Raw genomic sequence first — 15,146 nt, forward strand, 5'->3', positions numbered from 1 at the left:
CGTTTAAAATTTAAAGTTATAAGTTACTGATGGCACAATTCCAAAAATAGCTGTACGTGTAGCTTCGTTAATTCCAGTTTCTCTATTTTGTCCAAAAGAAATTGAAGCTGCATTTTTACGATTATAAATATTATAAATACCAAAAACCCATTCGCCTTTCCATTTTTCATCTGGTTTTCTATTAGGTCTATAAGTGGCTGAAATATCAATTCTGTGGTATGATGTTAATCTATCAGAATTTCTATCAGTATAACTTGCAATTGTCAGGTCTTCATATTGATACTGACCATTTGGATAGGTTACTGGTCGTCCAGTTTGATAGATTAAATTAGCGCCAAATATCCATTTATCATTATACTTATAACTATTAGTTATTGAAACATCGTGTGTCCTATCGTGTGAAGCATAATACCATTTTCCATCATTAATTCCTAAGCCTCCAGCTTTTCCTCCAGGTGTACGTTGTTCTGCCTTAGAAATAGTATATGCTAACCAACCTCTATACTTTCCCTTGGTTTTTCTAAGTAAAAATTCAACACCATAAGCTCTAGCTTCACCATTTAATATCTCTGTCTCAATGGTGTTTTGACCTATTAAATCTGAACCATCTATATAATCAATTCTATTGTCTGTTGTTTTATAATAAGCTTCTACTTCCAATGAAAAGATATTATCCTTAAAGTTTTTAAAGTATCCAATAGCATATTGATCAGACAACTGAGGTTTTATAAACTCACCACTTGGAGTCCATACATCTAAAGGTGTTACAGATGTTGTGTTAGACAACAAATGAATATACTGAGCTGTTCTTGAATAACCAGCTTTTATAGAAGACGACTCATTTAACTGATACGCCAAAGCTAATCTAGGTTCTAGGTTACCAAAACTTTTAATAACATCACTCTTTTTATAAGAAGTCTCTCCAATAGCCTCTCCTGCTTCATAAATCCCTAATACCTCATTATAAACTACAGGAAGATCATTTTCATAATTCATTAAAGCTTGACCTCCAAGTCTAGAAAAAGCACTATAGCGTAATCCATAAGTAGCTGTTAATTTTTCAGATAATTTATGCTCTGCACTAACATACAAACCACTTTCAAAAGCACGTTTTTGGTCTAATTGTAATGGATTTATTGCCGAAGTTTCTGAGGTTGGATTTATTTCTCCTGGATCAAAATCGTAGAAAATTCCGTTTACTCCAAAATCAAACTTTAGTTTATTATTTACAAAATAGCTTAAATCATATTTTACATTATAATTTTTAATAGATGACACCCAATCAAACTCAAAAGAATCAAACTCTAACTCATAATCATACTTACTATAAATTAACGAAAGGTTTGAAAATAAACGATCATTAAAAACATGGTTCCATCTTAAGTTTCCAGACAAATTACCATATCCACTTTTAAAATTTCCACCAAAATTAAAATCGTCTCTACCAAAATAACCAGACAAATACATTTTATTGTTTTCATCTATATTATAATTGGTTTTTAAGTTTAAATCGTAGAAATATGCGCTATTATCTTCTCCTGCGGCTTTTAAAAACAAATGAGCATACGAACCTCTTCCTGCTACTAAAAAAGAACCTTTTTTATTAAACATTGGTCCTTCTGCAGCTAACCTACTCGAAATTGCTCCTATTCCTCCTGTTAAATGAAACTCTTTACTGTTACCATCTTTTTGCCTCACATCAAGAACAGAAGATACTCTACCTCCAAATTTTGCAGGAATTCCTCCTTTATACAATTTAATATCCTTAATTGCATCTGCATTAAAAATGGAGAAAAAACCTAATAAATGTGAAGTATTATAAATAATAGCTTCATCTAAGAGTACTAAATTTTGGTCTACTGCTCCTCCTCTAACATTAAATCCTGTTGAACCTTCTCCATTATTTGTAACTCCTGGTAAAAGCTGAATTGATTTCACTATATCTACCTCGCCTAAAACAACTGGCATTTGCTTAATAGAGTTTATCTTAAGCTTAGAAACACTCATTTGAGGTTTTTTAATACTTACACGCTCAGACTCTTCTGCAGTAATCACAACCTCTTCTAATTGTGTGGAAGACTCTTGTGCCTCTATATCTAACTTTTGATTTTTATCAAGAGTGATACTTTTTTCAATGTTTCCATAACCTACATAGGATATAACTAGCACATAAGTTCCTTTAGGCGCAGTTAACGAATAAAAACCATACTCATTAGTAATAGCACCAATATTAGTCCCTTTTAGATAAACTGAAGCTCCAAATAGTGTTTCACCATTGGCAGCATCTTTAACAGTTCCATTAATTGTAAATGTTTCTTGTGCATGTACAATTGCACTAAACATCATAAACAGTAGAAGTAACTGTTTAATTTTTTGATTGTTCATTTTTTGATTATTGATTTTGTGTTTTTAAAACTGCATATACAACGTATAATTTGTAAAACTATTATTACACATTTTCAAATCAAAAATAATAATGCTAATTAACATTTTATTACACTTTAACAATATAAACTATTCATTTTTAAACATTTAAAACATTAAACATTTTATAAACCAGCTAAAGCGCCGTATATTAACATACTAACAACCAAACAATTAGTAATAATGTTAAAAAAATACCTCCCTTTATTTATAATTCTATTCATCTATTCTTGTAAACAAAACACTAGTCCAGAAACTATTGTATTAGAATCTCCTCGAACCTCAAAGTACGCTTGCGTACCTCAAATAACAGATGCTGAATGGTATAAGAAAGACAATATTGCCCCTTTATTAGAAGGCTTAGATGTTGTTAATTACAAAATCACAACAAAAGACACTTTAGTTCAAAAGTACTTTAATCAAGGTATGACTTTAGCTTATGGATTTAATCATGCTGAAGCAGCACGCTCATTTTATTACGCAACTAAACTAGACCCAAATTGTGCCATGGCTTTTTGGGGTTATGCATATGTATTAGGTCCTAATTATAACGCTGGAATGGAACCCGATAATTACCAACGTGCTTATGAAGCTATTCAAACAGCAAAAGAATTATCTGAAAATAGCACCCAAAAAGAAAAAGAATTAATCGAAACTATGGCGATAAGATATGCTCAAGAACCACCAGAAGACAGGTATCAACTAGATATAGATTATTCAACAGCTATGAAGACATTATATAATACATATCCTGATGATTCTGAAATTTCTGTTTTGTATGCAGAATCCATTATGAACTTACATCCTTGGGATTTATATAACAAAGAAGGAGATGCAAAAGAATGGACTCCTGAAATTGTGTTATTACTAGAATCAAACCTAGAAAAGTATCCCAACCATCCAGGAGCACATCATTTTTATATTCATGCTGTAGAAGCTTCTAATACTCCTGAACGCGCAAATAATTCAGCTAAAATGTTTGATGATGGTTTAGTTTCTGGCTCTGGACATCTATTACATATGCCATCTCACATCTATATAAGAACTGGTGAATATCACAAAGGCACATTGTCTAACATAGCAGCAGTAAAAGCAGATAGTACTTATGTAACACAATGTCACGCGCAAGGTGCTTATCCTCTAGGTTATTACCCTCATAATTATCATTTTATGGCAGCTACTGCTACACTAGAAGGTAATAGTCACTGGGCTATGATTGGAGCAAATAAAGTATCTGAACATGTACATCCAAAAATTATGAAACAACCTGGTTGGGGAACGCTTCAACATTATTACATCACACCATACAATGTTGCAGTTAAGTTCAAAAAATGGGACGACATACTAGCTATGAAATTTGAAACTTATGATTTAAATTACATCAAGGCTATTAGACATTATGCTGAGGGAATGGCTCACTTAGGAAAAGGGGATCAAGAAAAAGCAAAACTTGAACTACAACAGTTACTAAAACTCTCAAAAGAGGAAAGCTTAAAAGAAGTGACTATTTGGGACATTAATACAGTTTACGATTTAGTGAGTATAGCTGCAAAGGTTTTAGAAGCAGAAATTTGGGCTTCTGAAGGCGAATTCGACACAAGTATTATACTCTTAAAAGAAGCAGTAGCTATTGAAGATGCACTTAATTATAATGAACCGCCAGATTGGTTTTTCTCCATTCGTCATCATTTAGGGAATATACAGTTAAAAGCTAAACACTATGAAAATGCAATAAAAACCTTTAAAGATGATTTAAAACGTCTTCCTAAAAACGGTTGGGCGCATCATGGCTTAAAGCAAGCATACGAGAAGCTTGGTAATACTGAAAAAGCGAAACACTATGAAGACCTCATTAAAACGAGTTGGATTGATGCTGATTATATAATTGAATAAAAAAGGCGAACCATTTGGTTCGCCTTTTTAAATATATTTTATTAGGAATCTGAATCCAGCTCAGATAACATTAAATATGCAATGCTCTATCGTCAGTAGCAGCTAAAGCCGCTTCTTTAATTGCTTCAGTAAACGTTGGATGTGCATGAGACATACGAGAGATATCTTCAGCAGAAGCTCTGTATTCCATAGCTACAACTGCTTCTGCAATCATATCTGCAGCACGTGCTCCTACCATGTGTACACCAAGAATTTCATCAGTAGATTTATCTGCTAAGATTTTTACAAATCCATCTAAATCCATACTCGCTCTACTTCTTCCTAATGCACGCATTGGAAATTGTCCTACTTTATATTCTACTCCAGCAGCTTTTAAGTCTTCTTCTGTTTTACCAACAGCAGCAACTTCCGGCCATGTATATACAACACCTGGAATTAAGTTATAATCAATATGTGGTTTTTGTCCTGCTAAAGTTTCAGCAACAAACACGCCTTCTTCTTCAGCTTTGTGTGCTAACATTGCACCTTTAATAACATCACCAATAGCATAAATATTTGGAGCAGTAGTTTGTAAATGTTCGTTTACTTCAACTTGTCCTCTTTCATTTAACTTTACACCAGCAGCTTCAGCATTTAAACCATCTGTATAAGGACGACGTCCAACAGATACTAAACAGTAATCACCTCTAAATTCTACTTCTTGTCCTTTTTTGTTATCTGCTTTTACAACAACCTCATCTCCATCACGCTCAACAGATTTTACTTTATGAGACACATTCATTTTGAATTTTTGCTTCTTAAGCACTTTATTCAATTCTTTAGAAACTCCTGCATCCATTGTTGGTACTATTCTATCAGCGTACTCAACTACAGAAACATCAGCACCTAAACGCTTATAAACCTGTCCAAGCTCTAAACCAATAACTCCACCTCCAATAACGATTAAGTGTTTTGGAACTTCTTTAAGTTTTAAAGCTTCAGTAGAAGTTATAACTCTTTCTTTATCAAGATTAATAAATGGTAAACTAGATGGTTTACTTCCAGTAGCAATAATTGTATTTTTTGCTTCAATTTCGGTAGTTTCCTCACCTGTAATTGTAATGTGAGTTGCGTCTTTAAAGCTTCCTAAACCTTGATAAACATCAATTTTATTTTTCTTCATTAAGAAGTCGATTCCACCAGTAGTTTGATCTACAACAGACTGCTTACGCGCGATCATTTTTCCAAGATTCACTTTGATATCACCAGGAATTTCAATTCCGTGCTCTTCAAAATGCTTTACAGCATCTTCGTAGTGATGTGACGAATCTAAAAGTGCTTTACTTGGAATACAACCAACATTTAAGCATGTTCCACCTAATGTTGAATACTTTTCAATAATTGCAGTTTTCATACCTAATTGTGCACAACGAATTGCTGTCACATAACCTCCAGGTCCTGAACCGATAACCGCTACATCATATTGACTCATAAAATTTATATTTTGATGTTTATTTTATTTAAATGAGATACAAAAGTACACATTGATTTTGGAATAAAGAACACCAATTAACGTTTTTTAAAAAGGATAAAAACTAGACAGGAAAACCAAGCATTGTCCCCATTCCAACAGTAAACAACCAACTGCCATATATTGCATGTTCAATTGTCACTAATAACGTTGATTTAGTTTTATAATAGGTACAAGCAAAGAACAAGCCTCCTATAAATGTTATAAATAAAACTATACTACTTTTAAAAAATAAATGAGCTAATGAAAATAGAATAGCATTAATAAAAATGAATAAGTACTTATTCTCAATTAAAAACTCATACCTTTCAAAAAAGAATGTTCTATAAATCAATTCTTGCGGATATACTGAAAACAAACTATATACACCAACAAAAACCAACCATAATAATGGTTTTTCTTTAACAACAATAAAGAAATTTTCGTTATAAAAAAACCACACAAACAGTGCAGTTATAACTGCTATAAACAAAAACTTTATGGTTAACTGTTTTAAAAAGCTTTTCCAATTAATATTATTAGAGATTTTAAATTTCTTTTTTTGCACTCTTATTAAAACAATAACTACATAAATAAAACCTAAAACACCAATTGATGCCTTTAACCAATTGACAATGTTCAATGCAAAAACAATTGGAACAAGTACAAAAAGTAAAAACAACTCTGTTAGTTTATAGATTTTTGATTGCATATTAAATGTTTAATGCTGTTGTATGCTTTACTTCATTAATCATAAACATACTGTGTGTACTACCTATATGATTAATGGTAGTAAGCTTATTTACCATAAACTCTCTAAAAGACTCCATATCTTCCACATGCACTTTTAATATATAGTCGTAATCACCACTAGTATGATAACACTCTAATACTTCATTAATTTCTGCAACATCTTTTTCAAATTGCACAACATATTCCTGCGAATGCTTAACCAATTTAACATGACAAAAAGCCACAAATGCTTTTCTTATTTTTTCTTTATTAACCAATGCTACATACTTATCTATAACACCTTCCTTTTCAAGTTTTTTAATTCGTTCATATACAGCAGTAACAGACAAATTAAGCTTACCAGATAATTCTTTATTTGTTTGCTTAGCATCTATTTGCAACAACTCTAATAACCGTTTATCAATTGCATCAAATTTCATAATAGAAAATTTTTTCAGTTACACTTACTAACTCATTCAAATATAGTTATTAATTCTAATAAACTAAACTATTTTAGTTTTATATTCTAAATAAACAAAATACTATTGTTTAATATTCCATTATTATTGAAATTTGCAATAACAAAAACTAACACAATGAAATTTAAACCAGCAAACAACATTCAAGACTTACAATATTTTGGTGAATTTGGAGGCGTAAACCCTTCTATTTCCGACTCATCTACTTACACTTTTTTAGAAGCTAAAACTATGTTTGATACTTTTGAAGGTAATACAGATGGTTGCTACTTATACTCTAGACATACCTCTCCTTCAAACCTATATTTAGGCGAAGCATTAGCTGCTATGGAAGGAACAGAAAGTGCTAATGTTGCAGGTTCTGGAATGGGAGCAATTACACCAACATTACTACAACTTTGTGGTGCAGGTGACCACATAGTATCAAGTAGAACAATTTATGGTGGTACATATGCTTTCTTAAAAAACTTCACACCAAGAATGAATATCCAAACAACATTTGTTGATATTACTAAACTTGATGTAGTTGAAGCTGCAATTACCGAAAACACAAAAGTAATCTACTGCGAATCTGTAAGTAATCCATTATTAGAAGTTGCTGATATTAGAGGACTTGCTGCTATTGCAAAAAGACACAATTTAAAATTAGTTGTAGACAATACTTTTTCACCTTTATCTATTTCTCCTGCACAATTAGGAGCAGATGTAGTTATTCACAGTTTAACAAAATTCATCAATGGGTCTTCTGACACCATGGGAGGCGTTGTTTGTGGTACATCTGAATTTGTAACATCTCTAAAAAGCGTTATCGATGGTGCAAGTATGTTACTTGGTGCATCTATGGATAGTTTACGTTCGTCTTCAATTTTAAAGAATATGAGAACGCTTCATATTAGAATGAAGCAACACAGTAAAAACGCAACGTATTTAGCTAACAAATTTGAAAACGATGGTTTAAAAACAGTTTACCCTGGATTAGCATCTCACCCTTCACATGAAATCTTCAAATCAATGATGAATGAAGAGTATGGTTTTGGAGGTATGCTTACTATTGATGTTGGTTCATTAGATAAAGCCAATGCATTAATGGAGCTTATGCAAGAACGTAACCTTGGGTACTTAGCAGTAAGTTTAGGTTTCTACAAAACTTTATTTAGTGCTCCTGGAACTTCAACTTCTTCAGAAATACCTGAAGACGAACAAGCAGAAATGGGATTAACCGATGGCTTAATTCGTTTCTCTATTGGTCTTGATGATGACATTGAACGTACTTATGAAATGATGAAAGCGTGTATGGTAGAATTAGATATTTTACAACCAGAGTTAGCTTAACGTCCTTTAATACGTTTCCAAAATACACTTAAATCTTCACTTGATGGAGGTTTACCCTCAAAAGGGAGAGCATTCCAACGTTCTCCCTCTTTTTTTATAGTAAAACTAAATACAGATGAATTTGGATCACTTTCATTTAATAAAGGATAACGCAAATCATTATATCTAAATGTGTTTTCTTCTTCCAAAGGAATTAAATTATAGTAGCCATTACTAAACCATGATAAGGTTTGAATATCTTTATAGTCAGTTGAAACCAAATCATGATTCTTTGGCAACTTTTGCCAATTTGTAACTATAGAGTCTCTATCTAAAATAGAATACATACCAACATAAAACTCGTTCTTGGTTTCTGCAATTCCATACCAAAGTACATTATTAAAAATAGTTGGTTGGGTCTGGAAACGTTCGTAAACAATCGCTTCTTTTTTAAGCGAATCCTTATATACAGAATTTATATATAATTTATTACCTACTGTTAACAGCAAATAAAAGGTACTGATAGATAATGCCAATTTATTTAAAAAACTGCGTTTTGATGTATTACGTTTATAAAACATCATTATTATCAATAACAATAAAAATGGAATGGTATAAATAGGATCAACAACAGATATTGTATTAAAGGCTACTCTATAATTTGTAAAAGGTGCTAATAACTGTGTGCCATAAGGAGTAAAACTATCTAAAATAGGATGTGTGAAAATGGATAAAAAGAACAACCAAGTCCAATCTTTATGTGTGGTTTGCCCCAATCGTTTTCCTCGATTATATAGCCAATGGAACAAATATCCAATCAAAGGAGAAAACACTATAGAAAAGACTATAGAGTGCATAAACCCTCTGTGAAAAGCCATAGCATCAATCTCGTTACCATGCAACCAGCTACCAATAAATACATCTAAATCTGGAATAGTACCTCCAATAGCTCCAAATAGCAGTGCTTTGTTACCAATCTTTTTACCTAAAGCTACTTCTCCACAAGCAGCACCTAAAACAATTTGAGTAAGTGAATCCATAAATAATTGAAACAAATGTACATAACTAATTTCATTTGCAAAGGTCTTCACAAAATCGTAACATTACAGAACAAATTTTGCAAAATGAGCGATAAAAATATATCCAAAATAGATATTGACAAACAAGGCATTGTTGAAAATAAAGAACTAAATATTTGGGAAGCCCTTATTCCTGTTGTATTGCTAATGGCTTTATTAGCTTACAACATATTTTTTGTTGATGGTCAAGAATGGTTTGGTACTTACACCAATCAAATAATTCTATTAATGGGTGGAGGCATTGCTGCTATTGTTGGTTTTTACAATAAAGTTTCTATCTCTTTAATGCTACAGGAAGTTTGGGAAAACTTAAAAAGTATTTTTGTCCCAATTTTAATTTTGCTACTTGTTGGTGCTTTAGCAGGCACATGGCTTGTTAGTGGTGTTATACCTGCTATGGTATATTACGGCTTACAAGTTTTAAGTCCTGAAATATTTTTACCAGCATCAGTTATTATAGCTGCACTTATCTCAATTGCTACTGGTAGTTCTTGGACAACCTCAGCAACAGTAGGTATTGCTTTGATTGGCATTGGTAGTGCATTAGGTATTTCTCCTGGAATGATAGCTGGAGCAGTTATTTCTGGAGCTTATTTTGGAGATAAAATGTCGCCATTAAGTGATACAACAAACCTTGCTCCTGCAATGGCTGGAACCGATTTGTTTACACATATAAGATACATGACCTTAACTACTGTACCTACAATTATTGTAACACTTATAGTTTTCACTATTTTAGGATTCAATTTAGATGTAAGCGGTAATGCAGATGTTAGTAACCTACTAAGCACAATAAACACTACCTTCAATATCACGCCTTGGCTATTCTTAGTTCCCTTAGCTGTAATTGGTCTAATTTTAGCAAAAACAAAACCATTAATTGCTTTAGGTGTAGGTGTTATTTTAGCTGCAATTTTTGCTTTTATATTTCAACCAGAAATACTGTCTAGTATCTCTTCTTCTAGTTTTAAATCAATTATAAATGCAATTTTTGTCGATACAGAAATTACTACAGACAATGAGAAGCTAAATGAGTTATTTACTGCCGGAGGTATGAAGGGAATGCTTTGGACAATTTTCTTAATTTGTTGTGCTATGGTATTTGGTGGAGTTATGGATGCCATTGGTGCCTTAGCTAGAATTACTAAATCTCTTTTATCTATTGCAGATTCAGTATTTGGTTTATTTGCAAGTACAGTTATTAGTTGTTTAGGTTTAAACATTATTGCTAGCGACCAATATCTAGCCATTGTAATTCCTGGAAAAATGTTTAAAAAAGCATACGAAGATAAAGGATTAGCACCAGAAAACTTAAGTAGAACCTTAGAAGATTCCGGAACTGTTACCTCTGTGCTTGTTCCTTGGAATACATGTGCTGCATACCAAAGTGGTGTTTTAGGTGTTGATGTGGCAAGCTATTTTGCATATGCTATTTTTAATTGGCTAAGTCCGTTTACAACATTATTATTTGCTGCATTTTCTATAAAAATCAAACAACTTACAACCAAATCAGCATAACTTATAGCTAAATAAAATTTTTAGATTACAATACTATTAAATACTAGTTCTTCACACTATATTTGCAATAGAAATTTAATAATTAAAAATATAAATAAAATGGCTGTATTAGTAGGACAAAAAGCACCTAAATTTAACGCACAAGCAGTAGTAAATGGCTGCGAATTTGTTGAGAATTTCTCACTTGATCAATACTTAGGAGAAAAGTATGTAGTATTATTTTTCTACCCTAAAGATTTTACATTTGTTTGCCCAACAGAATTACACGCTTTCCAAAGTAAATTAGCAGATTTCGAATCAAGAGGTGTTGCTGTTGTTGGTGTATCTACTGATACTGAGCAATCTCACTTTGGTTGGTTACAAGTTGAAAAAGGACAAGGTGGAATTAAAGGTGTAACTTATCCTTTAGTTGCTGATACTAACAAAACTATTTCTGCTAACTACGATGTTTTAGCTGGTGAAACTTATTATGATGATAACGACATGTTACAATCTGAAGGTGAATTAATCGCTTACAGAGGTTTATTCTTAATTGACAAAGAAGGAACTGTACGTCACCAATTAGTTAACGATTTACCATTAGGTCGTAACGTTGATGAAGCTATTAGAATGGTAGATGCTTTACAATTCTTTGAAGAAAACGGAGAAGTTTGTCCAGCAAACTGGAGTAAAGGTCAAGAAGGTATGCAAGCAGACCACAAATCAACTGCTGAGTACTTAGCAAAAAACTAAGATATATCTTATAATATTTTTAAAAAGCCGTTTTTAATAAAACGGCTTTTTTATTGCTAAAAATTTCTAAAAAAGCATTAATTCAAATTTAATATCTCTATTTTTAAATTTCACTATAAAACTAAAAATCATGGCTACAGTAACCTTAAAAGGAAATCCTATACAAACTCTTGGTGAACTACCTAAAACAGGCAGTAAAGCACCAAACTTCAATCTTACAGCAGTAGATTTATCAACTAAATCTTTATCTGATTTTATTGGTAGTAAATTGGTTTTAAATATTTTTCCAAGTATAGACACTGGAACATGCGCTCAATCAGTTAGACAATTCAATAAGGAAGCTAGTGAACTTAAAAACACAAAAGTACTTTGTATTTCTAAAGATTTACCATTTGCTCAGGCACGATTTTGTGGAGCAGAAGGATTAACTAATGTTGTAAATCTATCAGATTTTAAAACTGGAGAATTTGGAAAAGATTATGGTTTAACTTTTACAAATGGACCTCTCGAAGCACTACACTCTAGATGTATTGTTGTAATCGACGAAAATGGTATTGTTAAACATACGGAACAAGTATCTGAAATAGTAGACGAACCAAATTACAAATTAGCCTTAGAAGCCCTTTTAGATGACTAAAAAAGATTCATTTCTAATTAACAGATTAAAGAGTGTTAATTATGCTTTTAAAGGTGCTTTGTTACTTTTAAAGACCGAAGCTAGTATTAAAATTCAATTTTTCATTGGCATATTGGTTACTATTGCTGGGTTTTATTACAATATATCTATTACCGAATGGATTATGCAAATTTTTGCTATTGGGTTAATTATGAGTATTGAAGGTGTAAACACAGCTATAGAAGCCATAGCAGATTTTATTCACCCTGAACATCATGAAAAAATTGGACTCATAAAAGATGTTGCTGCAGGAGCTGTTTTTATTGCAGCCATAGCTGCAAGTATAATTGGTTTATTAATTTATTTACCTAAAATTTTTTAAAATAATATTCATTTAGGATAAACGTTTGTAATTTGTATTTTTGTTTAAATCTAACAATCATTAATGGCCAAGAAAAAAACAACCAAAACTAAGACTAAAAAGAAGTTAAAAAAACCTAGCCTAAATCTGTCAAGTCAGCAAAAGCTAGTATTTGGTAGTTTTTTACTTATTCTAGGTATTCTACTATTTATCTCTTTTCTATCTTACTTTTTTACTGGTCAAGCAGATCAAAGTATTTTAAGCGAATTTACATCTAGAGATGTCGAAGCAAAAAATTGGCTAAGTAAAATTGGTGCTTGGGTAAGTGATTTGTTTATTTACAAAGGCTTTGGTATTGCATCTTTTATATTTTCTGGACTAATATTTATTTCTGGAATTTATGTTTTATTAAACATTAATAAAGCTAGACTTCAAAGGCATTGGTTTTGGGGTACATTAATTGTTATTTGGACCTCTATTGCTTTTGGGTTTTTATCGTCTAAAAATCCTTTATTAGGAGGCACTATTGGTTACGAAATCAATTTATTCTTAAAAGATTACATTGGTAGAATTGGTACAGCTCTTATATTAGTTTTAGGTTTAATAAGCTATCTAGCTATTAGATTTAAACTAACACCTCAACATTTTGGAAACGCTTTTAAAAGAGCTAAAAAAGAAATGAAAGCTGAATTTAATGAAGAAAAAGAAGTTGCAAACGAAAACCCTACAATTCCTATTGACAACAACTTGAGTGCAGAAGCAGAAGAAATCAAATCTGCGTTTGAAATTCCTCTAGAAAACTTAGAACCAACTATAAAAAACCATTCTAAACCAAAAGAAAAGGTTTCCAAAGAACCAAAAGTTGAAGAAAAAAAGCTAGAAGTTGAAGTTGCTCCAGAAGAAGCTATTGTTAAAGAGGCGGTTGAAATGAAGGTCGAAACTGTAGCTGAAGAAAAATCAGAAACAGATAATCTAGCAGATAAACTAGTTGAAGATTTTGGGCGCTTCGACCCTACCCTTGAACTTGGAAAGTATCAATTCCCAACACTAGATCTTCTAAAAAAATATGATACTGAAGGCATTACCATAAATCAGGAAGAATTAGAGGAAAACAAAAATAAAATTGTTGAAACTCTCAGCAATTATAAAATTGGTATTTCAAGTATTAAAGCTACAATTGGTCCAACAGTTACACTTTACGAAATTGTACCAGAAGCAGGTGTACGTATTTCTAAAATTAAAAATTTAGAAGACGATATTGCTTTATCATTAGCTGCTTTAGGAATTCGTATTATTGCACCAATTCCAGGAAAAGGGACTATTGGTATTGAAGTGCCTAATAAAAATGCAACAATTGTGTCAATGCACTCTGTAATTGCCTCTCAAAAATTCCAAAAATCTGAAATGCAATTACCAGTTGCTCTTGGTAAAACTATTAGCAATGAAACCTTTGTTGTTGATTTAGCCAAAATGCCTCACCTTTTAATGGCAGGAGCTACAGGTCAAGGTAAATCTGTAGGTTTAAACGCAGTACTAACCTCCTTACTTTACAAAAAACATCCTGCCGAAGTAAAATTTGTTTTAGTTGACCCAAAAAAGGTGGAACTTACGCTATTTAACAAAATAGAAAGACATTATTTAGCTAAACTACCTGACAGTGAAGATGCCATAATTACAGACAACACTAAAGTAATTAACACACTTAATTCACTTTGTATTGAAATGGATAATCGCTACGAAATGCTAAAAAATGCATTTTGTAGAAACATTATAGAATACAACGAAAAATTTAAAGCAAGAAAACTTAATCCTAATGATGGACACAAGTTTTTACCATATATCGTTTTAGTAGTCGATGAATTTGCAGATTTAATTATGACTGCTGGTAAAGAAGTAGAAACTCCTATTGCGCGTTTAGCTCAATTAGCACGTGCTATTGGTATACACTTAATTATAGCCACGCAACGCCCTTCTGTAAATGTAATTACAGGTATTATTAAAGCCAACTTCCCTGCTAGAATTGCCTTTAGAGTAACCTCAAAAATAGATTCTAGAACCATTCTTGATGGTGCTGGAGCAGACCAATTAATTGGTCGTGGAGATATGCTTTACACTCAAGGTAATGATATGATACGTATACAATGTGCCTTTGTTGACACACCTGAAGTAGAAAAAATAACTGAATTTATTGGTTCGCAAAAAGCATATCCAGATGCTCATTTACTGCCAGAATATGTTGGAGAAGAAAGTGGCACAAGTCTTGATATAGACATTTCGGATAGAGATAAACTGTTTAGAGAAGCTGCCGAAATTATTGTTACAGCACAACAAGGCTCTGCATCATTATTACAACGTAAATTAAAATTAGGTTATAATAGAGCTGGTCGTTTAATAGATCAATTAGAAGCAGCAGGCATTGTAGGACAATTTGAAGGTAGTAAAGCTAGACAAGTTCTCGTTCCTGATTTATTAGCCTTAGAGCAACTTTTAGAAAATGAAAAGAACACTTAAA

Annotated in this window: 12 protein-coding genes; 7 read left to right on the plus strand and 5 right to left on the minus strand. The window is 32.1% G+C overall.

Annotated elements, in window-relative coordinates; translation table 11 throughout:
* Positions 1–3: 3 nt before the first annotated feature.
* Complete coding sequence (locus ACLII3_RS00390) at positions 4–2,385, minus strand: TonB-dependent receptor (RefSeq protein WP_412985579.1); 2,382 nt, start codon at positions 2,383–2,385, stop codon at positions 4–6.
* Positions 2,386–2,607: 222 nt separating this feature from the next.
* Here ACLII3_RS00390 and ACLII3_RS00395 point away from each other — a divergent pair, with 222 nt between their 5' ends.
* Entirely contained in the window at positions 2,608–4,317 is a 1,710-nt protein-coding gene (locus ACLII3_RS00395) for a tetratricopeptide repeat protein (RefSeq protein WP_412985581.1), read from the plus strand.
* Between the two features lie 70 nt (positions 4,318–4,387).
* Here the strand turns inward: ACLII3_RS00395 and lpdA are convergent, their stop codons facing one another.
* The 3 genes from lpdA to ACLII3_RS00410 all read right to left on the minus strand — a co-directional run bounded on the left by lpdA (position 4,388) and on the right by ACLII3_RS00410 (position 6,978).
* Positions 4,388–5,788 (minus strand): dihydrolipoyl dehydrogenase, encoded by a 1,401-nt coding sequence (gene lpdA / locus ACLII3_RS00400; RefSeq protein ID WP_412985583.1) that lies wholly within the window; start codon positions 5,786–5,788, stop codon positions 4,388–4,390.
* Positions 5,789–5,891: 103 nt separating this feature from the next.
* On the minus strand, positions 5,892–6,518 hold the full coding sequence (locus ACLII3_RS00405; RefSeq protein ID WP_412985584.1) for a CPBP family intramembrane glutamic endopeptidase: 627 nt from the start codon (positions 6,516–6,518) through the stop codon (positions 5,892–5,894).
* A gap of 1 nt (position 6,519) precedes the next feature.
* The gene (locus tag ACLII3_RS00410; RefSeq protein WP_412985586.1) at positions 6,520–6,978 is read right to left on the minus strand and encodes an Lrp/AsnC family transcriptional regulator; all 459 of its coding nucleotides are present in this window, start codon (positions 6,976–6,978) and stop codon (positions 6,520–6,522) included.
* Positions 6,979–7,134: 156 nt separating this feature from the next.
* Between ACLII3_RS00410 and ACLII3_RS00415 the strand changes: the two genes are divergently transcribed.
* Positions 7,135–8,349: an aminotransferase class I/II-fold pyridoxal phosphate-dependent enzyme gene (locus ACLII3_RS00415; RefSeq protein WP_412985588.1), complete on the plus strand. Its 1,215-nt coding sequence runs from the start codon at positions 7,135–7,137 to the stop codon at positions 8,347–8,349.
* On the opposite strand, the gene ACLII3_RS00420 is transcribed toward ACLII3_RS00415, so the two are convergent.
* On the minus strand, positions 8,346–9,368 hold the full coding sequence (locus ACLII3_RS00420; protein ID WP_412985589.1) for a metal-dependent hydrolase: 1,023 nt from the start codon (positions 9,366–9,368) through the stop codon (positions 8,346–8,348). The genes ACLII3_RS00415 and ACLII3_RS00420 overlap by 4 nt on opposite strands.
* A gap of 84 nt (positions 9,369–9,452) precedes the next feature.
* Between ACLII3_RS00420 and nhaC the strand changes: the two genes are divergently transcribed.
* From nhaC to ACLII3_RS00445, 5 genes are all read left to right on the plus strand, one after another.
* Positions 9,453–10,925 carry a Na+/H+ antiporter NhaC gene (gene nhaC / locus ACLII3_RS00425; protein WP_412985591.1) on the plus strand — a complete coding sequence of 491 codons (1,473 nt, stop codon included), beginning with the start codon at positions 9,453–9,455 and terminating at the stop codon, positions 10,923–10,925.
* A 99-nt stretch (positions 10,926–11,024) separates the two neighbouring features.
* Positions 11,025–11,657, plus strand: a complete 633-nt coding sequence (locus ACLII3_RS00430) for a peroxiredoxin (RefSeq protein ID WP_412985593.1) — start codon at positions 11,025–11,027, stop codon at positions 11,655–11,657.
* A gap of 130 nt (positions 11,658–11,787) precedes the next feature.
* Complete coding sequence (gene tpx, locus ACLII3_RS00435) at positions 11,788–12,294, plus strand: thiol peroxidase (RefSeq protein ID WP_412985595.1); 507 nt, start codon at positions 11,788–11,790, stop codon at positions 12,292–12,294.
* Complete coding sequence (locus tag ACLII3_RS00440; protein WP_412985597.1) at positions 12,287–12,655, plus strand: diacylglycerol kinase; 369 nt, start codon at positions 12,287–12,289, stop codon at positions 12,653–12,655. The genes tpx and ACLII3_RS00440 overlap by 8 nt, the downstream gene beginning before the upstream one ends.
* A gap of 63 nt (positions 12,656–12,718) precedes the next feature.
* Entirely contained in the window at positions 12,719–15,145 is a 2,427-nt protein-coding gene (locus ACLII3_RS00445; protein WP_412985598.1) for a DNA translocase FtsK 4TM domain-containing protein, read from the plus strand.
* Position 15,146 lies beyond the last annotated feature (1 nt).

Source organism: Pontimicrobium sp. IMCC45349 (assembly GCF_047219225.1).
In the GTDB taxonomy this organism is placed as follows: Bacteria; Bacteroidota; Bacteroidia; order Flavobacteriales; family Flavobacteriaceae; genus IMCC45349.